Genomic DNA, 24,715 nt, shown 5'->3' with positions numbered 1-24,715 from the left:
GACCGCTGACCGCTGCTGTAGCCGGAGCCGGTCGGTGGCCGGGTCTCAGCCGGCGGCCCGGCTGGTGGTCTCCCAGGAGGCCCAGTCGGCCTTGCGCTGGTCGGCGGACTGCTGGGCGACGTCGTACATGGCGCTGCCGAGGACGAGCCGCAGGGGCGGCTGCTCGCTCTCGACGAGGGCGAGGACGGCCTTGGCGGCGTCGGCCGGGTCGGCGTCCTCGGCGTCGCCCCACATCTCGGCGAGGGCGGTGTGCAGCGGCTCGTACGCCTCGTGGCGGGGCTGGACGCGCATGGCGGTGTAGAGGTCGGTGGTGTAGCCGCCGGGCTCGACGATGGTGACCTTGATGCCGAACGGCGCGACCTCCTGCGCGAGCGCCTCGGTCATGCCCTCCAGTGCCCACTTGCTCGCGCTGTACAGCCCGGTGGTGGCGAAGCCGATGATGCCGCCGACGCTGGAGATCTGGATGATGTGGCCGCTGCGCCGGGCGCGCAGGTGGGGGAGGACGGTCTGGGTGACCCAGAGCGCCCCGAAGAAGTTGGTTTCGAGCTGGGCCCGGGCGTCCTCCTCGGTGAACTCCTCGACGGTGCCGCTGGTCATGAGGCCGGCGTTGTTGACGACGACGTCGATGCGGCCGAAGGCGGCGGCCGCCTTGTCGACGGTGGCCGCGACGGCTTCGCGGTCGGTGACGTCGAGGGGGAGGACGACGATCCGGCCGGGGTGCTCGGCGACGGTCGGGTCGAGGAGTGCGGTGCGGCGGGCGGTGGCCACGACCCGGTCGCCCGCGGCGAGCGCGGCGCGGGTGAAGGCGAGGCCGAGGCCGCTGGACGCGCCGGTGACGAACCAGACGCGGTCGTTGGTGTTTCGGGTCATCGCGATGGCCTCTCGGTCTCTGCCTACTGACTGACTGAACGAGACGGTTCGTCTCGTGCGCTCCACTATGGACCTCTCGGGGGCGGCCGTCAAGACGAGACGATTCGTCTCGTTCGGCCGGGCTGTTAGCGTCGGGACCGGCTTTGACGATCACGGGAGGGGAACGGACGTGCAGGAAGTGACGCGTCACCAGGTGGGCGAGGAGCGCATCGCCGCGGCTCTGGAGGACATCAGGGGCCGGGCCTTCGGCCGCTGGCACGGGATGCGCTACGACAGCCTGTCCCTGAAGCGGATGCGGGAGACGGGCGCGGAACTCCTCGACCACGCCGCCGCGTGCACCCTGGAGGACCCGGCGCTCGACGCCGCCCCCGCGCGGCTGGCCCTGCGGACCGCGGCGGAGTGCAGCCTCGGGGTGCTGAGCCTCGGGGCCTTCCCCGAGGGCGACTTCGAGGTCGTCCTCCCGCTCGTCGACCAGAGGCTCTCCAGCGAGGACTTCGCCTTCGGGGACGCCGTGGACGAGGCGCCCACCGCACGGACCTGGGTGGACGCGTTCGCGATGGCCGTGATCACCGGCCTGCTCCGGGAGCCGGCGCGGCTGGTCGGCCCGCTGCTCAAGGAGGACTACGCGCCCGCGATCCGTGACGGGGTGCCGTACTCGCGCCTGGAGTCGGTCTCCGCAGCGGCCGACCTCGCCGAGATGGACGCCCTCTGCGCGTACCTGCCCGACCTGGCGGACACCTGGCCCCGGTCGCGGATCGCGTCCGAACCCCTGGTCCGGCCGGACGCTGACGCGCGCGCGGAGGCGGCCCGGCGGCTGGACGCGGCCGGTGCGCTCACCCCCGACCAGCGGCTGCTGCGCGTCCTCCTCGACGACGACCGGCCGGCCTTCGAACAGGCCCTGGCCGACCGCCTCCGCCGGCACCGCGAGGAGGCGGGCCCCGACCCGGAGCCGCGCAGCCTGCTGCCGGTCGGCGTGATCGCGCTGGCGGCCGTCGCCGTCCAGGCGTGCGGCTGGCAGCCGGGCCTGCGCTCCGGCTACCTCCCGGAGGGGCTCCTGCGGCCCTGACGGCCGCCGCGGGCGGAAATCGCCGGCCGTCCGCCGTCACATCTCCCCGCTCCGGTCCGTCGGTGCTTCGACCAGCCGTACCGATGAGCGAGGAAGACGCGGATGTTGAAGAACCTGATGTACGTGGCCGTCTACGTGACCGACCAGGACCGGGCCCTGTCCTTCTACACGGAGGGCCTCGGGCTGAACAAGCGCATCGACTACCCGGGCCCCGACGGCCGCTTCCTGACGGTCGCGGCGGGCGACGACGCGGTCGAGATCATCCTGTGGTCCGGCGGCTCGGGCCGGAGCCCGGTGGTCGAGGACGAGGGGGCGGTCGTCGTGGGTTCGGTCTTCCTCGAATCCGACGACCTGGAGGCGGAGTTCAAGGTGCTCCAGGCGCGCGGTGTCCGGTTCGTCGAGCCCGCGCCGGTGCACTATCCCTACGGCGTCCGCATCACGGCGCTCGACCCCGACGGCAACCGGATCGAGCTCCGCCAGCGCAACCAGGGCTGACGCGGCGGCGGCCGGCCACGGGACGACGCGCGCCGTCCCGTGGCCGGCCGTCCTTCAGGAGGCTGACCCGCCGCCTGCCGCGGGCCCGGTGAGGATGCGCCGGAGCCAGCGGGAACGGGCGTCACGGGCGTCCCGGCTGATCGCCGCCTGCGGCGCGAAGGAGTCGAAGCCGTGGAAGGCGCCGGGCCACACGTGCAGCTCGGCCTGGCCGCCGGCCCGCCAGATCGCGTCGGCGTACGCCACGTCCTCGTCCCGGAAGGTCTCGGCCGACCCGACCTCGATGTAGGCCGGGGGCAGCCCGGACAGGTCCGTGGCGCGGGCGGGGGCCGCGTAGGGCGGCAGGTCGGCGGCGCCGTACCGGTCGCCCAGCAGAGCCTGCCAACAGGTGGCGTTGGAGATGCGGTCCCAGGTGTCGACGCCGGCCATCTGGTGGCTGGAGAAGGTGCCGTTGCGGTCGTCGAGCATCGGGTAGAGGAGCAACTGCCCGATCGGTGCGGGCCCGCCCCGGTCACGGGTGAGCAGCGCCAGGGCCGCGGCGAGTCCGCCGCCGGCGCTCTTGCCGCCGATGACGATGCGGTCCGCGTCGATGCCGAGTTCGGCCGCGTGCGCGGACACCCAGACGAGGCCGGCGTAGCAGTCCTCCAGCGGCCCGGGGTACCGCGTCTGCGGCGCCAGCCGGTACTCGACCGAGACGACCGCCAACTCCAGGGTGAGGGCGATGTCCTGGAGCAGCGGAAGCACGGACCACGCGTTGCCCACGACCATGCCGCCGCCGTGCAGGTAGTACAGCAGCGGCAGCGGCCCGCCGATCCCGGCCGGGCGCGCACTCACGAGCGTCACGTCCGGATCGCCCGCCGCCCCCGGCACCCGCAGCTCCTCCACCTCGAAGCGGCCGCCGTCCCGGAGCTCGGAAACCGTCGGCCGGGGCCGGTCGGCGGCGTCCTGCGCCTGCCGGGCCGCGAGGTTCCCGGGGGTGAGCGGCTCCCCGGCCGCGCCGCCCGACGCCGCGAGGATCGCGGCCAGTTCGGGGTCGAAGGGCGGCGCCACGCAGGCCGCCGGGACAGAGCCGGACTCCGCCGGTATGTCGCTGATACTCATGACAGTCCATCATGCCGCGCACCGCGACCGGCCGACCATGGCTGTGCCCGACGGGTTCGGTCCGCCCTCGCCTGCGCAGGAAGTCGGCCCGGCCGACTACCTGCGCGAGGGGTGGCCGGGTGGCGGGCAGGTTCCCGGAGCCTCACTTCGTCGTGGGGAAGGCGGCGCACAGCACGGGGCCGCGGGTGAGGACGGCGACGCCGGCCATGGCCAGGGCGGACAGGCCCTGGAGCACGGCGTACCAGGCCGGGCAGAGGCCGGGAATCAGGTCGACGCCGACGATGGCGATCGGCATGACGGTGGAGAGGGTGCGCACGCGGTCGAAGGCCTTGAAGGAGCCCTCCGAGGCCCGGACGGCCATCCGGTGGACCAGCGGGGCGATCGCGAGCAGGACGGCCCCCCGGATCCACAGGAACGCGGTCACCTCGTGGCCGGTGCAGGCCATCACGGCGACCACCCCGAGGACGATGGCGCTGACGGCGCCGAAGAGCGTGATGCACTTCCTCACCGTGCCGAAGGCCTCCTGGGTGCGCGGGTCGCCGAGGTGGGCCGGAGCGGTCGTGGCCATGGTCGTCCTCCTCCGTGTCGTTGTGCCGTCGACGCTACGGAGCACCCGGTCGGCCCGGTACGGGTCCAGCCACACGGGCGGGGTGGGGCCAGACCCACTCCTCCTGCCGCCGACGACCCCGGGGGAACGCGCACCAGTGGGTGGAGAACAGTCGTGGTGAGGGGAGGGCCCCCGCGGCGTGCCGATCGCAGAGAACCGGCTGCGACGGCAACGTTCGGCGCGCCGCCGCATCGGCGCCGCAGCATCCGCGCCGCCGCATCGGCGCCGCAGCATCCGCGCCGCAGCATCGGCGCCGCCGCACCGAGAAGGGGAGTCCGTTCACAGCGGACGATGAGTCAGAAGGCGGCGTACCCACGCCTTTCCACTCTCAACATATAGCGCACGGGGGGCCTTGCGGCAAGGCCCCCACGGTGCCGCAGAATCTCCGACCGAGGCCGAAAACCAAGGAAAGTCGGAGTTGCTGAATGCGTGTTTTGCTGGTGGCGTACGGGTCGCGCGGGGACATCGAGCCGATGGTCGGCCTCGCGGTGCAGTTGCAGGCGCTCGGCGCCGAGGTGCAGGTGTGCGCGCCGCCGGACTTCGCGGAGCTGTTGGACGGCTTCGGCCTCCCGCTGGCGCCGATCGGCCCGTCGGTGCGCGAGATGGCGAAGGGCGCGGTGACCGGGGCGAAGCCGGCGCCGCCGGCGAGCATGCCGGAGCGCGCGGCCCGGATGGTCGCCATGACGTACGACGCGGCCTCCTCGGTGGCCGAGGGCGTCGACGTGGTGCTGGCGACGGGCCTGCTCCCGGCCGCGGCCGCCGCGCGGTCGGTGGCCGAGAAGCTGGGCGTCCCCTACAAGTTCGTCTCCTACTTCCCGAGTTACCTGCCGTCGCCGCACCACCCGCCGCTCGCGTGGACGAAGCCGCTCCCGGCGGACGTGACCGACAACCGGGTGCTGTGGGAGCTGAACGCGAAGGACATGGACGAGCTGTTCGGCGGCGCGGTCAACACCCACCGCGCGTCGATCGGCCTGCCCCCGGTGGAGAACGTCCGCGATCACGTCTTCACGGGGCAGCCGTTGCTGGCGGCGGACGCGGTGCTGGGCCCGTGGCTGGAGCCGGCGGAGCTCGACGTGGTGCAGACCGGCGCGTGGATCCGGGAGGACGAACGCCCGCTCCCGGCCGGGCTGGAGACGTTCCTGGAGGCCGGCGACGCACCGGTCTACGTGGGCTTCGGCAGCATGCCGGTGCGCGATTCGGAGGACGTCGCCAAGGCGGTCGTCGGGGCGGTGCGCGCGCAGGGCCGCCGCGTGCTCCTCGGGAGCGGCTGGGCCGGACTGGCCCTGACCGACGACCGGGACGACTGCTTCGTCGTCGGCGAGGTCAACCAGCAAGCCCTGTTCGGCCGGGTCGCCGCCGTCGTGCACCACGGCGGTGCGGGAACGACGACGACGGCCGCCCGGGCCGGCGTGCCCCAGGTGGTGGTGCCCCAGATGGCCGACCAGCCGTACTGGGCGGGCCGGGTGGCCGACCTGGGCATCGGCGCGGCCCACGACGGCCCGACGCCGACCACCGAGTCCCTCTCGGCCGCGCTGAAGACGGCGCTGGCCCCCGAGGTCCGTGACCGGGCGGCCGCCGTGGCCGGCACGATCCGCACCGACGGCGCGGCGGCCGCGGCGAAGCTGCTGCTCGACGCGGTCGGCTGAGGGGGGCGGCAGGGAGCCGCCCCCTCAGCCGGGGCGGCAGGGAGCCGCGCCGGGGACGATATCCGCTGGTCCCCTCGGCTTCGTCGTGAGAGCCTCGCCCCTGTGGGCACTTACGACGAGCCCGAGGTGGGCGAGCTGCTCCACCGGCGCGGCTGGCGGACGGCGTTCACCGTCGCGGAGCAGGTGGACGCCTGGGCGTGGCTGGTCGAGACGGTCGAACGCGGCTACGACGACGACGTCGACGAGTACACCAACGACCTCTACTGCCGGAACTGGCTCCACCAGGCGTGGCTGCTGCTGCACGACCACCTCGTCCAGCTCTGGACACCGCGGATCAGGGCGTGGGACGACCGGTTCCGGGCGGCGACGATCGCCGACGACGGCCTGGCCCTCGAACCGTTCCACGGAATGCCCCACCCGGACATGTGGTGGTGGCGGCGTCATCCGCGCGTCCTCACCGGGAGTCTGGGCAGGTCGCTGCGTTCGGCCGGTGCTCACGGCACTTGCGGATCGGAGGACCCGGAGTGAGGTCCGGGGTGGCCTCAAGTCGCTGTCTCCCGAGGCGTAGTGTGCGCTGAGTGAACGAACTGAGCTTCCGGGGGAAAGACCGGTATCGTCCGTCCGGGCCGCACATTGCGGCCGTGGCCTTCCTGTTTGTCATCGAAGGGACCGCTGCCGCCTACAAGCTCGGCCCGGCGCCGACCTGGTGCCTGATCGCCGTCACCGTAGTGCTCGGCGGCGCCGGGTTCCTTCTGACGTTCCGGAGTTGGACCACGGTCGGGGCCGAGGGAATAACCATCTGCTGGGGCATCGGGCGCGGCCGCACCTACCCGTGGAGGGAGATCCGGTGGATCGACGTGCGCGAAAGCACCGGGAATGAGACGTCGCGCGCGGTCCGGATGTTCCTGGCAAGCGGGCGGCGCCGCTCACTGCCGGGGCTCATGCACAGCGACACCTACCCGTCTCCCGACTTCGACGAGCAGTTCCATCGGATCGTCAACTGGTGGGAGCTGAGCACCGATCCGGCCGGCCGAGTACAGCCGCGGAAGCAGTTCCGGGACCGGCTGACGCCGACGGTGGTCGGAATCGTCGTCACGCTCCTCATCGCGGTCGTCGTCGGCCTCGTCGTGTTGGCGCAGAGCTAGGTCCCTTCTTTCGGATCGGCGGGCGGACCGGATGAGGATGCCGGCGATGTGGAGTCCGGCCTGGTGGACGGTGGCGGTCGTCTCGTAGCGAGTGGCCGGGCCGCGCCAGTTCTTCAGCCGGTTGACGCAGCGTTCGACGGTGTTGCGCTGCTTGTGGGCCTCGCGGTCGATGCTCTGACACCCCGTCGCACCGCGCCCGAGGGGCCGGCACCGCACCCGCGGTGCCGGCCTCCGGTCATGGCTGCGGCAGACGGCTGGCCGCGTCCCGCCACTCGCGCGGGGAGACACCGTAGGCGTCCCTGAACGAACGGCTGAAGTGCGCGGCGTTGGCGAAGCCCCAGTGGTGGGCCACGGCCGCGATGCTCCTGCTCCGGGCCTCCCGGCCGCCCAGCGCGCGGCGGCACTCCTCCAACCGGCGTCGCTGGATCCAGCGGCGGACGGTGACGCCTTCGAGCTCGAAGAGCTTGTGCAGGTAGCGCACGGACATGTGGTGGTGGCGGGCGATCGCCTCGGGGGTGAGGTCCCGGTCCGTCAGGTGTTCGCCGATGTGGGCCTGGATCCGCAGCAGCGTCATCCGGGCGGCGTCGGGAGTGTCCTGCAGGTCGAAGCCGAGCTGCTCCTCGACGAGCGTCTGGATCAGGCTCGTCGCGCGGGCCGCGACCGACCCTCCCGTGTGCGGCTGGTAGGTGGCCGCCGAGTCGACGAGGTGGGACACCAGCGGTGGCACCAGACGGCCGAGCGGCGTATCCGCACCGAGCGGCACCGCGGTGATCCGCCGGAAGTCGGACTCGCTCAGGCCCAACGCCCGGCGGGGCAGGACCAGGGACTTGGTGCGGAACCGCTCCGGCACGGTCAGCCGGACCGGGCGCGCCATGTCGTACATGAACAGCGTGCCCGCACCCAGGCAGGTCTCGCGGGTGTCCTGCTCGACGCGGACCGTGCCGTGGCTGAGGAGTTTGACGACGACGTACTCGTCGTTGTCGCTGCCGGCGACGAGGCGCCTGGTCCGCTCCGCCCGGTGCGGGTCGCCTTCCACCGTGACCGCCTGGAGCGGGCCGAGCAGCGAGGTCCGGATCGCGCCGTGCTCGACCTCGTCGCCGACCTTCATGTCCACGGCACCGAAGGTGCGCGAGAGCGCCTCGCGCCAGTACGCCCGCCGCCGCGACGCGGGCAGTCCCCGGGTCGTGTAATGCGTGGCCGCACCGCCCCGCTCCGTCCCCGGTATCTCCACGACCGCCGTCCTCACCCCGTTGACCTGGACGTTTCCCGCACATCATGCCACCGGACGCGGAGCCGTACGGCGGTGAGCCGGCCCGCACAGGTCGACGCCGGCGGGCCGGGGTGCGCGGGACCGTCCGGCGATCACGGTGGACGGGATCGCCGCAGGCCGCCCTGGCCGGCCGTGGCCCCGCGGCCCGCGGCCCCTCGCTCGGTCGGGCGTGGCCACCGCCCGGTGCTGGTTCAGCGGGTCGATGCCGCACTCGACGGCGTGGCGGGCCTGGTCACGACGGGCCGGGCCGGTCGCGGGGTGGGCATCCGGGCCGCGGACTCTCCGAAGGAGATGGACTCCGAGCCGTCGGATGATCATGTGTAGTCGTTCGCCGGAGATTTGCGATAGCTTGTCACGCCTCAGCGCGGTGGTCCGTCCGTGGGTGGAATCCGCCCCACGGAATGGCCCGAATCCCTCATCCGGGGATCGCTGCTGATGACTGCGGCGGGGGCCTCGGCGAGTAACCACGACCTGGCTCCGGCATGGCAGTCGCACCATGATCCAAATCAAGGGGGACATTTCACCATGCGTGCTTCGCACAAGCGCTTCGTCATGTCGGCGGTTCTGCCGATCGCTCTCCTCGGGTCCATGGCTGCCCAGTGCGGCCCCGACAACTCCGACCCGAGCGCCGCGACCACCACGCCGGCGCCGGCGGGGACGCCCGTGCCGACCGCCACGGCCGCCGCGACGGGCACGGCCGGACCGGCCACCTCGGCCGCACCGACGGGCAAGCCCGGTCCGGCAAAGGCCCTGTCGTCCGATGATCTCCTCAAGGCCCTGCTGACCAAGGCGGACGTGCCGGGGACCACCAAGTCGGACAGCGGCCCGGCCGGCGGTGACAGCAAGACGGTCGCGGACAAGGCCGCCTGTCAGCCCGTGTTCGATCTGATGGACGCGACGAACGCCGCGACGAAGCCGGCCGCGGCCGTGCAGGCCTCCTTCAAGACGGGTTCCAACGTCGGGGTCATGGTCCAGCTCTACCAGTTCGGTGCCGGCCAGGCCGACAAGGCCATGTCGTCCGCCGCGGCCGCGCTCGGGTCGTGCTCCAGCATCCCCAGCACCGTCCCCGGGAACGACAACGAGAAGCTCGTGGTATCCACGTCGAAGCTGAGCTACCCGACGCTCGGCGACGCGACCCTGGCCTTCAAGCTGTCCTACACCGGTCAGACGACGGCCGAGTACTCCTACGTCTTCGTTCGGAGCGGGGACGCTGTGATCAACCTCAGCAACGTGGCGACGGCATCCGTGACGCAGCCGGACCAGGCGCTGGTGAAGAAGCAGTTCGACAAGGTGAAGGCCGCCCAGTAGCGCTGAGCCACCTACGCAGACGGCGAACCCCTGGGGCGCGTGCTCCAGGGGTTCGGCCATCCCGCGCTTGAGAGAGGGGGATGGTCGAGGGGTCTGTGGTGGAGGGTCGTCCGGCTTGCTGCCAGGCCGGCGGATGGACATGGGGATCTGTCCGATGATCAGTGGGCTGCGCTGGAACCGTTGTTGCCGATTGCCGGCGTGGGACGTCCGGTGAGGCCGCGCCGCAGGCTGGTCAGCGGCTATACGGGGTACCCCGGAAGCTGTCACGCATGTAAGCCGAGTGGGCTGACACCGACTTGGCTTACAGGTATCCGATCGTTCGTCAGGCGAGTTCGGCACGTCTGGGACGTCGGCTCACGGGCGGCCGTGCTCGACGGCCTGGGCCACGTCTGCGGCGGGGGCCGGGTTCTCCCGGTGCCACCGTGTGCACACAGCCACCGTCGGCTAGATCGTCGCGAGGAACTCGCGGACGGCGGTGGCGAAGGCGTCGGGGGCAGTGGTGTAGACGAGGTGGTCGGCGTCCAGTTCGGCCGAGGTGGTGCCGGGACGGCGCTCGACCATGGCGCGGACCTGCTCGGCCGGGATGACGCCCTTGGTGCCGTGGACCAGGAGGGCCGGGCAGGTGGTGGCCGTCCAGTCGGCCCAGTGGTCGCCGTGCACCTGGTCCTCGGACTCGTACATCTCCCGGGGGTGAAAGGGCAGCCGCCAGGTGCCGTCGGCGTTCTCCCGCAGCCGGTCGGAGAAGTAGGGCGCGGCGGGACCGAGTCCGGCGACCAGTGCGTCGCGGGTGGGTGCGTCGTAGGGCAGGTTCAGCAGGAAGCCGAAGGGGTTCGACCCGTCCAGGCCGAGTGCGGCGGGCCCCTCGGCGTTGACGAGCGCGCTGACGCGCCCGGGGTGGCGGGCGGCGAACTGGTAGGCGTTGACGGCGCCGAGGGAGTGGCCGAGGAGTACGACCCGGTCCAGCTGCAGGTGGTCCAGGAGGGCTTCGAGGTCGGCGAGGTAGCCCTCCCGCGAGTAGTCGGCGGTCCGGTCGGACTCGCCCTGGCCGCGCTGGTCCGGGGCGATCAGCCGCCACTCGGGGCCCAGCGCCTCGGCGAGCCGCGCGAAGGTGGCGCCCTCGGACAGGTGCCCGTGCAGGGCCACCAGCGGCCGGCCGGTGCCCCCGAAGTCGAGGTAGGACAGCCGGCGCCCGTCGATGGACAGTTCGGCGCGGACGGCGGTGGCGGTGTTCACGGTGGTGTCGTTCATGGCGGAATCCCCCTGGTGTGGTTGATGGGGATAACCGTACGGGCAATTGCACGCTTGTGCAAGACGTACGTGCAAGACGTCTGTGTCACTCCCTCCTCGACCCAGGCCTGCCCCGGCGCCACGAAGCTCAAGTCGAGCTTGGTGTGATGGCTGGGGCTGTCCTGAGTGAGACCAACTTCAGGCGGGGTGACCCGGGTGGCGGGTGCCTGTGTCCGAAGGCCTCTTCACTCGGCAGGAGTTGTGGCGGGCACGCCTGACGACGCGCGGACAGGGGCGGTGGTGGCGCGCTGGTTTGCGGTTGCGGCGTGTCGCAAGGGTGACGAGGACATCCGTCTTGACCTCTTCCCATGGTTCAGGAGGGAAAGGCAGCCGCCCCGGTGGCGGTGCGGCGGACGATGTTGAGGGTCCCGGGGAGGCTGATCCGGTCGGGGTCGATGTCGGCCCCGGTCGCGGCCTGGCAGATCAGGGAGTTGATCGCGTACTGGACCAGCAGGTAGGCCCAGATCTCCTGGTGGGCCAGGTCCGGACTCTTGGATCGCAGCACCTTCCCCGGACCGCGCAGGACGGTCTTCAGTCGGCCGTTCGCGGCCTCCGCTTCCCGTCTCCGGTGGTAGGTGGCCGCCAGTTCGACCGCCGTCGCGTCCTCCGGATCCCTGACGTTCGTGATCAGGCGCACCAGTTCACCGCCGTCACGGTCGGGGACGTCGTATTCGATGACGCGGACGACGTGGGCTCCGGCCGGATCCGGCTTCGCACCGGATTTCGCCACCTGCAGCATTTCCTCCCGTTGCCGCCCGCGCAGGCGGGGATTGACCAGAGCCGACAGGTACGTACCGTCCGGCAAGACCTTCAGGATCGGCAGGGACAGCTGCGTCGGTGCCCGCCAGCACAATCCCGCCCCGGTCTGGTTGGCGGCGCTGAACGCGGCGAAGCTGTAGAAGCCTCGATCGGCCAGCAGCAGCCAGTCGGTTGAGATCGAGGTCAGCAGCGCGGCCGCCATCGCCTTCTCGCTCCGGTTCCACGGCCCGACCTCGGCGTCGATGAAGGCGTGCGATCCGCACTCGACGACGGCCACAACCCGGGCCTTGGGAAAGGCGGAGCGGGACCGGCCGTTGCCGGCGTAGCCGAATTCGGCGGCGTTCTCGGCCGAGCCGGGGACGTCGAGTCCGAACCCGTCGATGGCCATCAGCCGCGATCCGCGAAGCCACGCGCCCCTGGTCTCACGGGTGGCAACCGGCTCGGCCGCCCGGTAGAACGTCTCCCGCAGTACGTCCCGGCCCAGCCGCTTGCGCGCCTGCATGATCTCCGACGATGTCGGTGGTTCCCAAGCGGCGTCCCACGCCCCGAACTGCGACAGCGACCCGGTGACCTTCTGTGCGACCTCCTCGACCTCGTCGTCGGAGTACAGGCACAGCGCCATCGTCAGATAGGCGGTCACGTGGGGAAGGAGCTTCTTGCCCCAGTGTTGCTCGGCCACTCCGCATACCTCGACGGCCTCGTCGACTGCGAACCGCGGCACCGCCGCGACCAAGGCCTCCAATGACGCCTGGTCCGGCCGCGCGACAGGCCTGCCAGAATCAACCCACCCCTGAACCATGCCGCAACCCTAGTCGCGCGACTGACGCCGCAACGAGCAGCACGTCCCCTGATCAACTTCGTGGCATTGGGGCCAGCCCGCCGCACCGCAATGAATCCTCGGTGAGACTGGTCGAACTCCGTGGAGACCGGACATTGGCTGCTTGCCTGACAGTTGCGAAGGTCCGCCGACCTGCGGAGAAGGTCTCGGTGCACCAGATCACCGCCGGATGTGGTGGCGGGTACGGACGGTCGGCTCCTCGCTCTGGTTGAGCGAGGAGCCGTTCGGTCATGTGGTGGGGGTGGCGTGGTGGTCGAACTCGCCGGCCTTGATGCCTTGGAGGAGTGCGGCGAACTTGGTGGGGGTGGTGCGGACGACGACGTTGGCGTCGTCGGACTCGCGGAGGTCGACGAGCCCGGCGACAGCGCGAACCTCGACGCAGTCGTCGTGTGCCGCGGAGTAGCTGGACTTCTGCCACCCGGAGCTAGGCATGTTTGCTTTCCATTTCTTTCTTTACGGATCGGAGGAAGTCGCGGGACTCCTCTTCGGAGAGGGCCGTTGACTCCATCTGAGCGAGGATTGCTCGGAACCTCGCAACATGGGCTGGAGCGTCGAGGAGCTGGCAGCCGAAACCTGTGTCCGTCTGCACCGTGTCCAAGTCGGGAATCGGACCTTCGGCGTAGGTGAAGTTCTCGATGGGACTCGGCAGGCCGGCGATGTCGAACGGCAGGACGCGAATTGAGATGCCAGAACTCTCGGAGTCCTCGATGAGAGCATCGAGTTGCTCGGCACGAACTTGAGGGCCGCTGAACTGCATCCGCAGTGCTGCTTCATGGATGAAGGCGCAGTACGGCGTTGCTCCGGATCGGACGGTGCGTTGCCGCTGGATGCGAAAGGCCGTTCTGAGGTCGACCTCGTGTCGGGGCAGAGGCGGGTAGGCCTGTGAGAAGACCGCGGAGGCGTACGCGCCGGTCTGAAGCAGGCCGGGGACGAACGTGATCGTGTAGGTCGAGAGCCTTCGCGCGTGGCCCTCAAGCTCTGCGACTTCGAGGAAGTCCGCCGACAGGGTGTCACGGTAGGCCTCCCACCAGCCGGTCCTGCCTCGTTCCGTGATGATGTCGGCGAGAGCATCGATCAGCTGGTGGTTGACGCACATGCACGCTGCTGCGATCGTCCGCAGGCGCTCCACGCTGATGCCAATCCTCGCTGACTCCATCTGAGTCACCTGGGCCGGGTTCATCCCGACAATGCGGCCGAGCTGCGTGCCGCCGAAGCCGGCCTGCTCTCGCATCCGCCGGAGCTCAGCACCAAGCCTGCGCTGGCGAAGTGTTGGGGTGCTGCGTGGAGGCATGGCTTCCTTCCAGAACAAGGACCAGGCCCAAGTCTGCCGCCCTGGGCGCGGGCTGGTCCATCTGGGGCGGGGTTACCACGGTAGAGGGAAAATCCCAGAAGGATGGAAATTTGGATACTGCCGTGCGTTATGGTCGTCCCAGGTCGATCCGATGGATCGTCAGTAATGCCTGTTTTCAGGGCAGTAGGCGCCTGCTGCCCGCGCACCGCAGAGCAGCCACGCGTGGCATCCACCAGCCCCGCCCTGGCCTGGCTCACGGCGACGATTCCGCCGGTGAACGCCTCACTCCATTCCACTCAGCCTCGTCCGGAGGTTCCTCATGTGTGCCTTCAACCCGCCCGACTGGTCCGCCGCCCGCGCCGAGCTGCGGGACGCGCTCGCCGCCGCGTCCTGGCCGCCGGACCTCATCCACGACGCCGAACTCGCCCTGTGCGAGCTGTACGTCAACGCCTGGCGCCACGGCGGCAGCCCCGCGCCCCTGGTCGTCGTCCTGCTGCTGAACCGCACCCTGCGGGTCTCGGTCGCCGACGACAGCCCCGACCTGCCCGAACCCCGCACGTCCGCCGACCCCTACGAGCTGTCCGGCCGCGGTCTGCACCTCGTCCGCTCGCTCACCCACCGCTTCGGCGCCGAGGCGCGCAAGCACGGCGGCAAGGTGGTCTGGTTCGAGCTGGAGGTGGCCGCGTGACCGGCCCCCGCATCCCGCTCTCCCCCGACGACCCCCGCATGCACGACTACACCGACGCCCACGTCACCGCCCTGCTGCGCGAACTCCACGAACGCGGCGCCGGGTTCGGCATCCAGTGGGGCTCCGCCACCACCCACCACAGCACCGTCGACGGCCGCATCCTCGTCAACTTCGGCCACGCCCCCGTCGCCACCCTCCTCAACCTCCTCCACCTGCTGTCCGACACCGGGAGGGAGCAGTCGTGGGAGTCCTGACCCCCAGGGCCGGCCAGGCCGTCCACACCGAGCGCACCACCGTCCACTACCTCGCCGTCGAACGCGTCCCCGACGCGGCCCTGCAGCTGCGCGCCGCCGTCGACCTCGACGTCCACGCCGCCCCGGGCGAGCAGCTCGCCCTGCCGCTCACCCGCGAGCAGGCCGAGGAACTCCTCCACACCCTCGCCGCCCACCTCGGCCACCGCGTGATCGGCATCCGCCGATGAGAACCGGCACCGCGAGCTTCCTCGTCGGTGCGGCGTTCGCCGCCCTCCTCGCCCTCGCGATCGCCACCGTCGCCCTCGGCGTCGTCACCGCCCTCAAGGTCAACGACCAGACCCGCACCGCCGGGCCCCCGGCCCCGATCACCCGCCACGGCCGCTGGGAACTGCGCAGACTCCCCGACGGCACCCACGAATACGCCTGGATCGCCCGCCAGGCCGGCCACTACGGCCCCGAACTCCCCCCACCACCCACCAAACCCAACCCCACCCCCGGCCGCGGCCGGCACCGCATACCCGGCTGAGCAGCCCACGCGAAGGCCCCCGCCCACCCCCGGGCGGGGGCCTCGCCGGTCCCCGACCCCGGCCGCAACCCGCCGGATGACCGGCCTCCCCACCCCGCCGCCGGGCCCCTCGGGAAGGTTCCGAAAAAAGTTTTGAAACCACCTGCAACCCCCGGCGGGGATGCACGTCTATACGGATGAAGGCACGGAGAGCGAGACCGGCAAACGCAAGGCCGGGGGGCGCTTCCGCTGGACGACAGCGGGCAGCCGGCCGTCTTCACCACACCATCCGCACCATGACCCTGGGGATTCACGTCATGCGCAAGTCCGTTATGCCCTCGATCGCGAAGAACGTCCGCTCGATCTCCGGCCGCCGCCGCCTCGCCGCCGTCGCCGCCACCGTCGTCCTCGCCGGCTCCGTCCAGCTGATGACCGCCGAGTCCTCCTGGGCCTGCGGCGCCCCGGACGACGCGCCCGTGACCGCCCCCGCGAAGCCCGCGGCCGACAAGGAGCAGGACGCCTCCTTCGAACTGCACGGCCAGGGCGCCACGACCACCTTCGTCACCGCCGTCCCCAAGACGCTGACCGTCGGCGGCCCCAAGGTCGAGTTCGGCGTCCAGTTCTTCAACGGCACCGGCGCCGCCTACCACCGCGTCACCCCCGAGCTCGCGCTCTTCAACGCGACCGGCGCCACCCCGCGGCCCTCCCAGGTCACCATGGAGGTCCTCGACCACGGCCAGTGGAAGCGGATGGCGACCTCCAACGGCTGCGACCCCGCGGTCCACGGCGTCGCCCCGTCCTCGGTGGGCGCCCCGCTCGCCACCGGCCACGGCGTCCGCTACCAGTTCCGCATCGGACTCACCGCCGACGCGCCCAAGGGCATCGAGAAGCTGGAACTCAACGCCTGGCCGACCTACGGCAAGGGCACCGGCGCCGACATCGCCGTCGCCTACCCCAAGACGGCCCCCAAGCCCACCACCACCGCGAAGCCCACCACCACCGCGAAGCCCACCGCCACGGCGAAGCCGACCACCAAGCCCGCCCCGGCCAAGCCCGTCGAGGACAAGACCCCCGCCCCGACCACGCCCGCCCCGACCAGCACCGCGACCAAGGCCCCGGCCGCCACGCCGACCGCCACCCCCTCGGCCCCGGCCACCACCGCGCCGGCCGGCACCCCCGAGCTCGCCCACACCGGGTCCAGCTCCACCAACGGCTTCCTCGCCGCCACCGCCGCCGCCCTCGTCGCCCTCGGCGCCGGCGCCCTGATCGCCGTGCGCCGGCTGCGTCCCCAGCGCTAACCGGAACGCACGGAACCCGAAGGGCCCTTCTCCGCACGGCGGTGCGGAGAAGGGCCCTTCGCCCATTCCGGGCTGACGGCCGGACCGACGCCGTGAGGCTCCTCGGAGGAGCTGACGCAAGGGCGGGCACGGTCTCCTTCGGGTGGACGGTCGGCCACGGGGCGTGGGCGAAAAATGGTCGCGCTCCCGGCAGGTGCGCCGTAGCGTGCGCGCGTGAACGTTGGAGATCCAAAGGAAGTGGTCCGGCGCGGGTATGACGTGCTGTCGGAGCACTACGAGCGGGTATTTGGCAGCGAGTCGAAATACGGTTCGTGGATCGAGGAGTTGCTCGGTCGGCTCCCCGAGGCAGGCGCCGTCTTGGACGTCGGGTGCGGCACCGGGGTTCCCGTAGCCCGGTCCCTGGTCGCGGCGGGTCACCGCGTGACGGGCGTCGACATCAGCGAGGTCCAGATCCGCAGGGCCAGAGAGCTTGTGCCTGACGCCGACTTCATCCGGGCTGATGCCACGACCTTGGAGCTCCCGAAGGGCAGCTTCGACGCCGTCGTCTGCCTGTACGCCCTGATCCATGTCCCGGTGGAGGAGCAGCCCGCCCTGCTGGAGCGGATCGCTTCCTGGCTGCGGCCGGGAGGCTGGTTCCTGAGCACCACCGGGCATCGGGCTTGGACCGGGACCGATGAGAACTGGCTCGGCGGCGGGGCCGCAATGTGGTGGAGTCACGCCGACGCCGGCACGAACCGCGCATGGCTCGTGCAAGCCGGCTTTGACGTGGTCCACGAGGAGTTCGTACCCGAGGGCGACAGCGGCCACGTCCTGTTCTGGGCTCGGGCGCGCTGAGGCATGACAGCGACAGGCCGAACGACATGTGCGAGCCGTCGATCACCGCCCGCGACCAGTCCGGCTCACCGGCCCGGTGCACAGCCCCGCTCGACCTCCATGCGCCGGCCCTGTCCACCCTTGAGCGGCCCATGTGAAGGCCCTCGCCCACTCCGGGCGGGGGCTTCGCTGGTCCCCGGCCCCGGTGGTCACTGGCCTCCCGCACCCCTTGCCGGGCCGCCCGGGAAGGTTCCGAAAAAAGTTTTGAAACCACCTGCAACCCCCGGCGGGGATGCGCGTCTATACGGATGAAGGCACGGAGAGCGAGACCGGCAGGGCCGGGGGGCGCTTCCGCTGGACGACAGCGGGCAGCCGGTCGTCTTCACCACACCATCCGCACCATGACCCTGGGGAGTCACGTCATGCGCAAGTCCGTTATGCCCTCGATCGCGAAGAACGTCCGCTCGATCTCCGGCCGCCGCAGTCTCGCCACCCTCGCCGCCACCGTCGTCCTCGCCGGCTCCGTCCAGCTGATGACCGCCGAGAGCTCCTGGGCCTGCGGGGATGGCGCCCGGACGACGGCCGGCGCCCCGGCCAAGCCCGTCACCCCCGCCTCCGCGCACAAGGGCAACCTCCAGGCCTCGTTCCACATGACGCCGGACGGCCAGACCATCACCGCGGGCGGCGGGAAGATCGAGATCGGCGTCGGGATCACCAACTTCACCGGCGCGCCGTACGAGAACATCACCCCCAGGTTCGCGCTGTACAACGAGAAGGGCGCCACGCGGATCGAGGACTTCACGGTCGAGGCGGCCACGCCCGGCGGCTGGAAGAAGCTGACCATGCTGCACGGCTGCGACCCGGTGATCCACGCGGACACCAGCAGCCTCAAGGCCAAGCGCCTCGACGACGGTCGGGCCGTCAACTTCGGGTTCCGCATCTCCGTCTCCGCGAACGCCGCCGCGGACCTGAACGAACTCCAGATCTTCGTCGGCGGGCAGCCTGAGGGCCTCCCCGTGGCGGACGGCGACGTCCACACCTTCAAGGTGGTGCACCCCGCCAGCACCAAGCCGACCAGCAAGCCCACCACCACCGCGAAGCCGACCGCCAAGCCCACCACCACGGCCAAGCCCAGCACCAAGCCCGCCCCGGCCAAGCCCGTCGAGGACAAGACCCCCGCCCCGACCACGCCCGCCCCGACCGCCACCGCGACCAAGGCCCCGGCCGCCACGCCGACCGCCACCCCCTCGGCCCCGGCCACCACCGCGCCGGCCGGCACCCCCGAGCTCGCCCACACCGGGTCCAGCTCCTCCAACGGCTTCCTCGCCGCCACCGCCGCCGCCCTCGTCGCCCTCGGTGCCGGCGCCCTGATCGCCGTGCGCCGGCTGCGTCCCCAGCGCTAACCGGCACGCACGGAACCCGAAGGGGCCCAACTTCGCACGGCGGTGCGAAGAAGGGCCCCTTCACCGTTCCCGGACCGACCCCGGATCAGTCACCCACCGGACTCCCCGGAGCCGCGCAAACTCCTGGCTACGCTGGGGTGATGAGCCACACGCCCACCGCCCCGGGAGCCGGCGGTCCGTCCTGGCCCCCCGGCCGCCGTGGCAGCCGGGGGCCGACGCGTGGTCCGGCCCGGCCGGCCGCCGCGCCGGAGGACCGGCTCATCGCGCGGTTCCGCACCCTCCCGGCCGGGAGCGACGACAAGGTCAGGATCGTCGCCGCGCTGGCCGAGGCCGCCACCGCGACCCCCGCCGTCGCCGCCTTCCTCGCCTCCGTCCTCGCCGACCCCGACGAGGACGGGCCCGCCCGCGTGGAGTGCGCGACCGCCCTCCGCCTCCACTCGCCGGGCGGCCCGGCAGCCCGGCGCGCGGTCGCCGCCGCGCTCCTCGCCGCGCTGGCCGACCCCGACGACGACCTCCTCCGCCGGCACGCCGCGACGGCTCTCGGCCCCTACGCCGACGACCCGGCCGTCGACCGGGCCCTGATCGCGGCGGTCACCCGCGACGACGACCCCCGCGTCCGGGGCAACGCGCTCGCCGCCCTCCAGGACGCCGGGCCGTCTCCGGAACGGATCGATGTGCTCACGGCGTTGACGCAGGACGCCACCCTCGGCGGCGAGGCCGCCCGCATCCTCGGAAAGTGGGGAACATGCTGACCATCGGCTCCGTCGTCCTCGGCGTCGACGACGTCCGCCGCGCCGTCGCCTTCTGGACGGCCGCGCTCGGCTACGTGCCGCGCGACGCGGTCGACGACGACTGGGTGGTCCTCGTCCCCGCGAACGGCCCCGGCGTGCAGGTGGCGCTCGGCCGCAGCACGTCGCCGGTGCAGGACCACCCGCGCGTCCACCTCGACCTCTACGCGCGCGACGCCGCCGACCAGGCCGCCGAGGTCGAACGCCTGGTCGCCCTCGGTGCCCGGCACGTCGACTGGGACAGCTACCCGGAGGACCCGGACTTCGTCGTCCTCGCCGACCCCTCCGGCAACCGCTTCTGCGTCATCGACGCCGGCCGGACCTGACGCAGGGGCGGAGGGCCGGCCGCCGGGCCCGCTAACTGCGCCGGCGGACCCGGCTTTCGAGGCCGCTGCGGACCTGGCGGCTCAGCGCCCCGGCCGCCGCCGCGAGGAAGACGAAGTTGTACGCGATCTGGAGCATCACCACCAGCCGGGGCACCTGGCCGGACGGGGTGATGTCGCCGTAGCCGACCGTCGCCATCGTGACGACGGTGAAGTAGAGCGAGTCCAAACGGGTGTTGAGCCCGACGAACTCGTCGGGCTGGGCGCCGAGGACGTAGTAGGTGCCGGCGAAGACGGTCAGGACGAGGCAGATCAGGAAGATGATCCACACTCCTGGATGGCGGCCGGTGCCGACCAGGATGTCGATCATCCGGGCCATCAGGATCCAGGTCATGCCGATCATGACGGCCGCGAAGACCAGCCAGCTGACCAGCGGCCGGTGCTCGCCGAAGTACCGCAGCGGCAGGGTGAAGTACGCGATCATCAGCACGGTGAACGACCCCAGCAGCAGGCACCAGGCCCGCAGGTCGATGCGGTCCCGGGGCGGCGGGGGCTGGTCGTCGGACATCCCGTTCAGCCTCCGGCCCCGCCCCGGGCCGCGCCCGCCGGGCTGCTCCGTCCGGGGCGGGCGGCCTCAGCCCGCCAGGCCCTGCTGGATCGCCAGCACCGCCAGCCGGACCCGGTTGGGGCTGCCGGTCTTGGCCATCAGGTTGGAGACGTGGGTCTTCACCGTGGTCACGCCCAGGTGCATCCGCTCGGCGATCTCGATGTTCGAGAGCCCGCCGGCGATGTGCCGCAACACCTCGTGCTCGCGCCCGGTGATGCCGCCCACCGGCTGCCGGCGGCCGTCCTCGCCGGTCCAGTCGGACGTGGCGCGGGCGACCACCCGCCGCAGCACGGCCGGGCTGTACGGGCTCTCGCCGGCCGCCGCCCGCCGGACGGCGTCGAGGACGGCGGCGGGCTCGACGTCCTTGGCGAGGAAGCCGCAGGCGCCGGCGGCGAGGGCCGGGTAGAGACGGTCGTCGTCGTCGAAGGTGGTGAGGACGACGATCCGGGCGGAGGGCAGCAGACGGTTCAGCTCCCGGGTGGCGGCGATGCCGTCGGTGCCGGGCATGTGGAGGTCCATCAGGACGACGTCGGGGTGCAGCCGCATGGCCAGCTCGACGGCCTGCGCGCCGTCCGCGGCCTCGCCGGCGACGGCCAGGTCCTCGGTGGACTCGCAGAGCATCCGCACGCCGGCCCGGACGAGCTGCTGGTCGTCGACGATCAGGACGCCGATCACGCGCCACCCCCGTACGCCTTCACAGCCGCCCCCTCGGCGCCGGCCGTCCGAGCGCCCACCGCCTCCGGTCCTCCGGGCGAACCCGGCCCGGCAACAGCCCCCGGCCCGGCAACCGCCCCCGGCCCGGAGACCGCCCCCCGTACGGCGAACGCCCCCGGGACGGCCGGTGCGCCCCCGCCGGCCGTCAGCGGCCAGGACGCCGCGAGACGCCAGCCGCCGGGCACCGGCCCGGCCTCGACCGTCCCGCCGACCAGGGCCACCCGCTCGCGCATGCCGAGCAGCCCGTGGCCGCCGCCGACACCGCCGGGGGCGGCGTGGTGCTCCCCGGTCAGCTCGTTCTCCAGCTCCAGCCGCACGCGCTCCCCCTCCGTGGTGACCTCCGTCGTGGCCCGCAGCCGGACCCTCGCCCCCGCGCCCGCGTGCCGGGTGACGTTGGCCAGGCCCTCCTGCACCAGCCGCAGCACCGTCAGCCCGCCGATCGCGTCCAGCTCGCCGAGCCGCCCGCCGATGTCGGCGTCGACCCGGAGGCCGGCCCGCCGGGAGCGCTCGACCACCCCGTGGACGGCGGCGGGCAGGTCGGTGGTCTCGGCCAGCAGCGGGGCCAGGTGCTCCGCGTCGGGCTCGCGCAGGGCCGCGAGCAGCCGCCGCAGGTCGGCGAGGGCGGTGGTGGCGCCCGCGTGCACGTCGTCCAGGACGGCGGCCAGCCGCGGGTCGGTGCCGGGCAGGACGTGCCGGGCGACGCCGACCCTGAGCACCGTCGAGGCCAGGTGGTGGGCGACCATGTCGTGCAACTCTCGGGCGATCGCCGCACGTTCGCCCATCCGGGCGCCCCACTCGGCGAGGTCGCGGCTGTGCTCGGCCTCGCGGGCCCGCTCCTGGGCCGTCCTCGCGGCCTGCTCGGCCGACCGGAGGTAGCCGGCGAGCAGCACCGGGACGCCGCCGACCACCGCCGCCCGGTAGAGCGCGCCCGGGACGCGGCAGAGCAGCTCGGACCCGAGCGAGCCGGACCAGAGCGGCCCGGAGCCCGACAGCCCCGACCACGACAGCCCCGACCACGGCAGTTCCGACCAGGCGGCGGCCAGCTGGGCGGCGGCCAGGGCGGCGCCGGCGACGGCGGTCGGCGCGCCCCAGCGGCGCAGGGCCAGTTCGAAGAAGGCGGCGGCCACACCGGCCTTGACCTCGACGTGCACGTGGGCGGCGGCCGGGGCGGCGGTGAGCGCCAGCAGCGTGCACTGCCCGATTGCGACCGCCAGCGGCCACCGGCCGCCGAGCGCGGCCAGGACCAGGGCGCCGAGGCCGATCGCCCAGCCGCCCGCGCCCAGCTCCGCCGGGCGGCCCATCAGCAGCAGGTACCCGAGCCCGGACGCCACCAGGGCGGGCCGCAGCAGCCACAGGCCCCACCACCGTGTTCCCGTCATGCTGTCGAGACTAGGGTCGGGCCGGCCCGGGCTGATCGTCCCTCAGGGTGAGAACGGGCCTCCTCCTTCAGGCCGGTCGTCGCCCGGTCGGCGCGGTCCGGCCGGCGCGCGCTCCGGACCGCGCGCCGACCGGGCGATGACCCGGGCGGACCCGGCGTCAATGGGCCGGCTGCTGAGCCCCGTCGGGTTCGTCCAGGAACTCCAGGATCGCCAGCACCACCACGAGGACCAGCCCGATGATGAGCAGGACCAGTGGTGTCGGGTAGCTCCAGAGCACGAACACCACCGCCGCGGCCACGACCGAACCCCACGCGAGCCAGGACTTCCTGTGGTGGACGAAGCGGCCGACCGCGCCGAGTCGCAGCCCGGCGCCCTCCGCGGCGTGCCGCGTCCCGCCGAGGCCGGCCCGCCACATGCCGCGGACCGCTCCGGCCCGCCGCCCGGCGCCGCTGATCCAGGCGCCGAGCGCCACCAGCAGGCCGAGCACGACCACCACCCGGACGGCCGAGCGCAGGTACCGGACCAGCGTGTCGTACAGCGCTCCGGCGGCTGCCTGGTCCACCCCGTCCGGGAGCTTGTCCAGGTAGATGGCCCGGAAGGCGGTGAGTCCGATGCCCAGCACCAGGGCGCCGGCGGCCATGAGCAGCGCCGCGGTGACGGCCGCCCGGCGCCGACGCACCGCCAGCAGCACGGCGGCGATGGCCAGGAGCACGGTGAGGACGGGCAGCCAAAAGCCGATCAGGTCGAGCAGCCGGAAGGCCGTGCGGACCTTGGGGATGGCGTCCGACTTCACCAGCGTGAAGTCGGTGTGGATCTGGGGGATCTTCGCCGCGACCGTCAGCCCGTTGTCCACCAGCCGGGTCTTCACCTGGTCGATCACCGGGGCGAGGTCGAGCACCACGGTGTTGTTCTTGATCTGGACAGCGCCGCCGCCCTCGCCGGTCAGCATCTTGTCGATCGCCGCGTGGGCCTGCCGGTTGACGGTGGTCCAGATGGTGGCGAACGCGTCGCTCTGCACCAGCCGTTCGACCTGCCCGTGCACGAAGCCGGTGAGCCCGCTGGTCAGCGGTCCGCTGAGCTTGGAGATCAGGGCGTCCAGCTTGGGCCGGTCCTCGGGGGCGATGTCCGACAGCAGGGACTCGACCGGGATCTGCTTCATGATCTCGTCCGTCACCCGGTTGGTGACGGCCGCCTGGATGGCGGGGTCCTTGGCGAGCGGCGCCATCATGGCGACGTAGCGGTCGGTGTCGGTGATCGTGGACTTGGTCCAGGAGGCGACCAGGCTCAGCGGCGTCAGGACGAAGACGACCAGCACCAGCAGGACCGCGAAGAAGGAGCGGACCCGGTGGTGGGCGGGCGGCCGCGCCTTCAGCTCCGCTGCCAGCCGGGCGTCGTGGGCCTCCACGGCGGCGAGGCGGGCGCGCAGGTCGGCCAGCTGGTCGGCGTGCGGCTGCTCGGGGCCGGGGCCGGGGGCGGGCAGCGCGGCCGGTGGCTGGTCGGCCGGCGGCTGGCCGGATCCCGGGGGCGGCTGCGCGGCGGTCGGCTGCTCGGCGCCCGGGGGTGGCTGCTCGGCGCCGGAGGGAGGCTGCGCGGCCGGCGGCTGGTCGGTCGGGCCTGCCGACGGCTGGTCGTCGGGCCCGGGTCGGCCGGGCGGCCCGGCCGGTTGGTCGGGGGGCTCGGTCGGTTGGTCCGGGTCGTTGATCGGCATCCCGCACTCCGTTTCTCCGGTCGATGCAAACCAGGAGATAACGGATCAAAACCGACAGCCAGTCGAGACTGCTGCGGTCGGCCCAGAACACGACGAAGCCCCCGCCGTTCGGGCGGGGGCTTCGTCAGGAGCGCGGGAGGCTCAGGCTGTGGTGGACCGGGGGGTCTCGGTGGCCTTGGTGATGTTGGTCGGGGTGACGGCCGGGCGGGCCTGCTCGGCGGCCGGCTGCTGCGGGGCCGCGGTGCTCTGCGCGGTGCCCTGGGCGGCCGCGTCGGCGGGGACGTCGTCCTCGCGCAGGGCCTTGGTCTCCGCCTTCAGGATGCGCATGGACTTGCCGAGGCCGCGCGCCATCTCCGGCAGCTTCTTCGAACCGAACAGCAGGACAACGACAGCCAGCACCACCAGGAGGTGCCAGGGCTCAAGACCGTTCCGCAGCATCCCTGGCCACCGGTCCCTTCTCTCTAGAGTCACAGGAGGGCAAAGCGCCCGACCTGGCCAGTATGCCTGGCCGTGGCGGCGAACGTATACACCGGCCGGGAAACGCTGGTCAAAAAC

General features: G+C 72.4%; 28 protein-coding genes. 15 read left to right on the top strand and 13 right to left on the bottom strand.

All coding sequences use genetic code 11. From position 1 onward, the window contains the following. Positions 1-45 precede the first annotated feature (45 nt). Positions 46-870 (bottom strand): SDR family NAD(P)-dependent oxidoreductase, encoded by an 825-nt coding sequence (locus J5Y04_RS21825; RefSeq protein ID WP_209413758.1) that lies wholly within the window; start codon positions 868-870, stop codon positions 46-48. A gap of 169 nt (positions 871-1,039) precedes the next feature. On the opposite strand from J5Y04_RS21825, the gene J5Y04_RS21820 reads away from it, so the two are divergent. After that, positions 1,040-1,936, top strand: coding sequence for an immunity 49 family protein (locus J5Y04_RS21820; RefSeq protein WP_209413757.1), 897 nt, complete (start codon positions 1,040-1,042; stop codon positions 1,934-1,936). Between the two features lie 102 nt (positions 1,937-2,038). Beyond that, positions 2,039-2,431 carry a VOC family protein gene (locus tag J5Y04_RS21815; protein ID WP_209413756.1) on the top strand — a complete coding sequence of 131 codons (393 nt, stop codon included), beginning with the start codon at positions 2,039-2,041 and terminating at the stop codon, positions 2,429-2,431. Between the two features lie 54 nt (positions 2,432-2,485). Here J5Y04_RS21815 and J5Y04_RS21810 read toward each other — a convergent pair whose 3' ends face one another. Continuing rightward, positions 2,486-3,529, bottom strand: a complete 1,044-nt coding sequence (locus tag J5Y04_RS21810; RefSeq protein ID WP_209413755.1) for an alpha/beta hydrolase — start codon at positions 3,527-3,529, stop codon at positions 2,486-2,488. 142 nt (positions 3,530-3,671) lie between these two features. Beyond that, on the bottom strand, positions 3,672-4,097 hold the full coding sequence (locus J5Y04_RS21805; protein ID WP_209413754.1) for a hypothetical protein: 426 nt from the start codon (positions 4,095-4,097) through the stop codon (positions 3,672-3,674). A 464-nt stretch (positions 4,098-4,561) separates the two neighbouring features. On the opposite strand from J5Y04_RS21805, the gene J5Y04_RS21800 reads away from it, so the two are divergent. From J5Y04_RS21800 to J5Y04_RS21790, 3 genes are all read left to right on the top strand, one after another. Next, on the top strand, positions 4,562-5,782 hold the full coding sequence (locus J5Y04_RS21800; protein ID WP_209413753.1) for a glycosyltransferase: 1,221 nt from the start codon (positions 4,562-4,564) through the stop codon (positions 5,780-5,782). Between the two features lie 102 nt (positions 5,783-5,884). After that, on the top strand, positions 5,885-6,310 hold the full coding sequence (locus tag J5Y04_RS21795) for a hypothetical protein (RefSeq protein WP_307853233.1): 426 nt from the start codon (positions 5,885-5,887) through the stop codon (positions 6,308-6,310). A gap of 50 nt (positions 6,311-6,360) precedes the next feature. Continuing rightward, a complete protein-coding gene (locus J5Y04_RS21790) occupies positions 6,361-6,927 on the top strand; it encodes a hypothetical protein (RefSeq protein WP_209413752.1) in 567 nt (188 codons plus the stop codon). A gap of 235 nt (positions 6,928-7,162) precedes the next feature. Here the strand turns inward: J5Y04_RS21790 and J5Y04_RS21785 are convergent, their stop codons facing one another. Then, positions 7,163-8,158 carry a helix-turn-helix domain-containing protein gene (locus tag J5Y04_RS21785; protein WP_307853232.1) on the bottom strand — a complete coding sequence of 332 codons (996 nt, stop codon included), beginning with the start codon at positions 8,156-8,158 and terminating at the stop codon, positions 7,163-7,165. A gap of 564 nt (positions 8,159-8,722) precedes the next feature. Here J5Y04_RS21785 and J5Y04_RS21780 point away from each other — a divergent pair. Continuing rightward, on the top strand, positions 8,723-9,505 hold the full coding sequence (locus tag J5Y04_RS21780; protein WP_209413751.1) for a hypothetical protein: 783 nt from the start codon (positions 8,723-8,725) through the stop codon (positions 9,503-9,505). 444 nt (positions 9,506-9,949) lie between these two features. Here the strand turns inward: J5Y04_RS21780 and J5Y04_RS21775 are convergent, their stop codons facing one another. From J5Y04_RS21775 to J5Y04_RS21760, 4 genes are all read right to left on the bottom strand, one after another. Next, the gene (locus tag J5Y04_RS21775; RefSeq protein WP_209413750.1) at positions 9,950-10,753 is read right to left on the bottom strand and encodes an alpha/beta fold hydrolase; all 804 of its coding nucleotides are present in this window, start codon (positions 10,751-10,753) and stop codon (positions 9,950-9,952) included. A 352-nt stretch (positions 10,754-11,105) separates the two neighbouring features. After that, a complete protein-coding gene (locus J5Y04_RS21770; RefSeq protein WP_245205167.1) occupies positions 11,106-12,350 on the bottom strand; it encodes an IS4 family transposase in 1,245 nt (414 codons plus the stop codon). 267 nt (positions 12,351-12,617) lie between these two features. Further along, the gene (locus J5Y04_RS21765) at positions 12,618-12,821 is read right to left on the bottom strand and encodes a DUF397 domain-containing protein (protein WP_209413748.1); all 204 of its coding nucleotides are present in this window, start codon (positions 12,819-12,821) and stop codon (positions 12,618-12,620) included. Next, on the bottom strand, positions 12,814-13,680 hold the full coding sequence (locus J5Y04_RS21760) for a helix-turn-helix transcriptional regulator (RefSeq protein WP_256463534.1): 867 nt from the start codon (positions 13,678-13,680) through the stop codon (positions 12,814-12,816). Before J5Y04_RS21760 ends, J5Y04_RS21765 begins: the two co-directional genes overlap by 8 nt. Positions 13,681-13,999: 319 nt before the next feature. On the opposite strand from J5Y04_RS21760, the gene J5Y04_RS21755 reads away from it, so the two are divergent. The 9 genes from J5Y04_RS21755 to J5Y04_RS21715 all read left to right on the top strand — a co-directional run bounded on the left by J5Y04_RS21755 (position 14,000) and on the right by J5Y04_RS21715 (position 19,755). Next, entirely contained in the window at positions 14,000-14,368 is a 369-nt protein-coding gene (locus J5Y04_RS21755) for an ATP-binding protein (RefSeq protein WP_209413746.1), read from the top strand. Continuing rightward, positions 14,365-14,622 carry a hypothetical protein gene (locus J5Y04_RS21750; protein ID WP_209413745.1) on the top strand — a complete coding sequence of 86 codons (258 nt, stop codon included), beginning with the start codon at positions 14,365-14,367 and terminating at the stop codon, positions 14,620-14,622. Before J5Y04_RS21755 ends, J5Y04_RS21750 begins: the two co-directional genes overlap by 4 nt. After that, entirely contained in the window at positions 14,610-14,849 is a 240-nt protein-coding gene (locus J5Y04_RS21745; RefSeq protein ID WP_209413744.1) for a hypothetical protein, read from the top strand. Before J5Y04_RS21750 ends, J5Y04_RS21745 begins: the two co-directional genes overlap by 13 nt. After that, on the top strand, positions 14,846-15,148 hold the full coding sequence (locus J5Y04_RS21740) for a hypothetical protein (protein WP_209413743.1): 303 nt from the start codon (positions 14,846-14,848) through the stop codon (positions 15,146-15,148). The genes J5Y04_RS21745 and J5Y04_RS21740 overlap by 4 nt, the downstream gene beginning before the upstream one ends. Positions 15,149-15,423: 275 nt before the next feature. Further along, entirely contained in the window at positions 15,424-16,425 is a 1,002-nt protein-coding gene (locus J5Y04_RS21735; RefSeq protein ID WP_209413742.1) for an LAETG motif-containing sortase-dependent surface protein, read from the top strand. A 213-nt stretch (positions 16,426-16,638) separates the two neighbouring features. Next, a complete protein-coding gene (locus J5Y04_RS21730; RefSeq protein WP_209413741.1) occupies positions 16,639-17,259 on the top strand; it encodes a class I SAM-dependent methyltransferase in 621 nt (206 codons plus the stop codon). 380 nt (positions 17,260-17,639) lie between these two features. After that, entirely contained in the window at positions 17,640-18,641 is a 1,002-nt protein-coding gene (locus J5Y04_RS21725) for an LAETG motif-containing sortase-dependent surface protein (protein WP_209413740.1), read from the top strand. A gap of 140 nt (positions 18,642-18,781) precedes the next feature. Further along, positions 18,782-19,393 carry a HEAT repeat domain-containing protein gene (locus J5Y04_RS21720; RefSeq protein ID WP_209413739.1) on the top strand — a complete coding sequence of 204 codons (612 nt, stop codon included), beginning with the start codon at positions 18,782-18,784 and terminating at the stop codon, positions 19,391-19,393. Further along, on the top strand, positions 19,387-19,755 hold the full coding sequence (locus J5Y04_RS21715) for a VOC family protein (protein WP_209413738.1): 369 nt from the start codon (positions 19,387-19,389) through the stop codon (positions 19,753-19,755). Before J5Y04_RS21720 ends, J5Y04_RS21715 begins: the two co-directional genes overlap by 7 nt. Before the next feature lie 31 nt (positions 19,756-19,786). On the opposite strand, the gene J5Y04_RS21710 is transcribed toward J5Y04_RS21715, so the two are convergent. The 5 genes from J5Y04_RS21710 to tatA form a co-directional block, all read right to left on the bottom strand. Then, a complete protein-coding gene (locus J5Y04_RS21710; protein WP_209413737.1) occupies positions 19,787-20,320 on the bottom strand; it encodes a potassium channel family protein in 534 nt (177 codons plus the stop codon). A gap of 66 nt (positions 20,321-20,386) precedes the next feature. Then, complete coding sequence (locus J5Y04_RS21705; RefSeq protein ID WP_209413736.1) at positions 20,387-21,034, bottom strand: response regulator transcription factor; 648 nt, start codon at positions 21,032-21,034, stop codon at positions 20,387-20,389. Further along, positions 21,031-22,452 carry a sensor histidine kinase gene (locus J5Y04_RS21700; RefSeq protein WP_209413735.1) on the bottom strand — a complete coding sequence of 474 codons (1,422 nt, stop codon included), beginning with the start codon at positions 22,450-22,452 and terminating at the stop codon, positions 21,031-21,033. The genes J5Y04_RS21705 and J5Y04_RS21700 overlap by 4 nt, the downstream gene beginning before the upstream one ends. Positions 22,453-22,609: 157 nt before the next feature. Next, on the bottom strand, positions 22,610-24,160 hold the full coding sequence (locus J5Y04_RS21695) for a hypothetical protein (protein ID WP_245205166.1): 1,551 nt from the start codon (positions 24,158-24,160) through the stop codon (positions 22,610-22,612). Between the two features lie 141 nt (positions 24,161-24,301). After that, positions 24,302-24,598, bottom strand: coding sequence for a Sec-independent protein translocase subunit TatA (tatA, locus tag J5Y04_RS21690; RefSeq protein ID WP_209413734.1), 297 nt, complete (start codon positions 24,596-24,598; stop codon positions 24,302-24,304). Positions 24,599-24,715: the final 117 nt, after the last annotated feature.

Origin of the sequence: Kitasatospora sp. RG8, from assembly GCF_017813315.1 — a bacterium.
Classification (GTDB): Bacteria; Actinomycetota; Actinomycetes; order Streptomycetales; family Streptomycetaceae; genus Kitasatospora.
The sequence above is the reverse complement of the archived record's forward strand: the minus strand, read 5'-3'. Positions and strand labels throughout refer to the sequence as shown.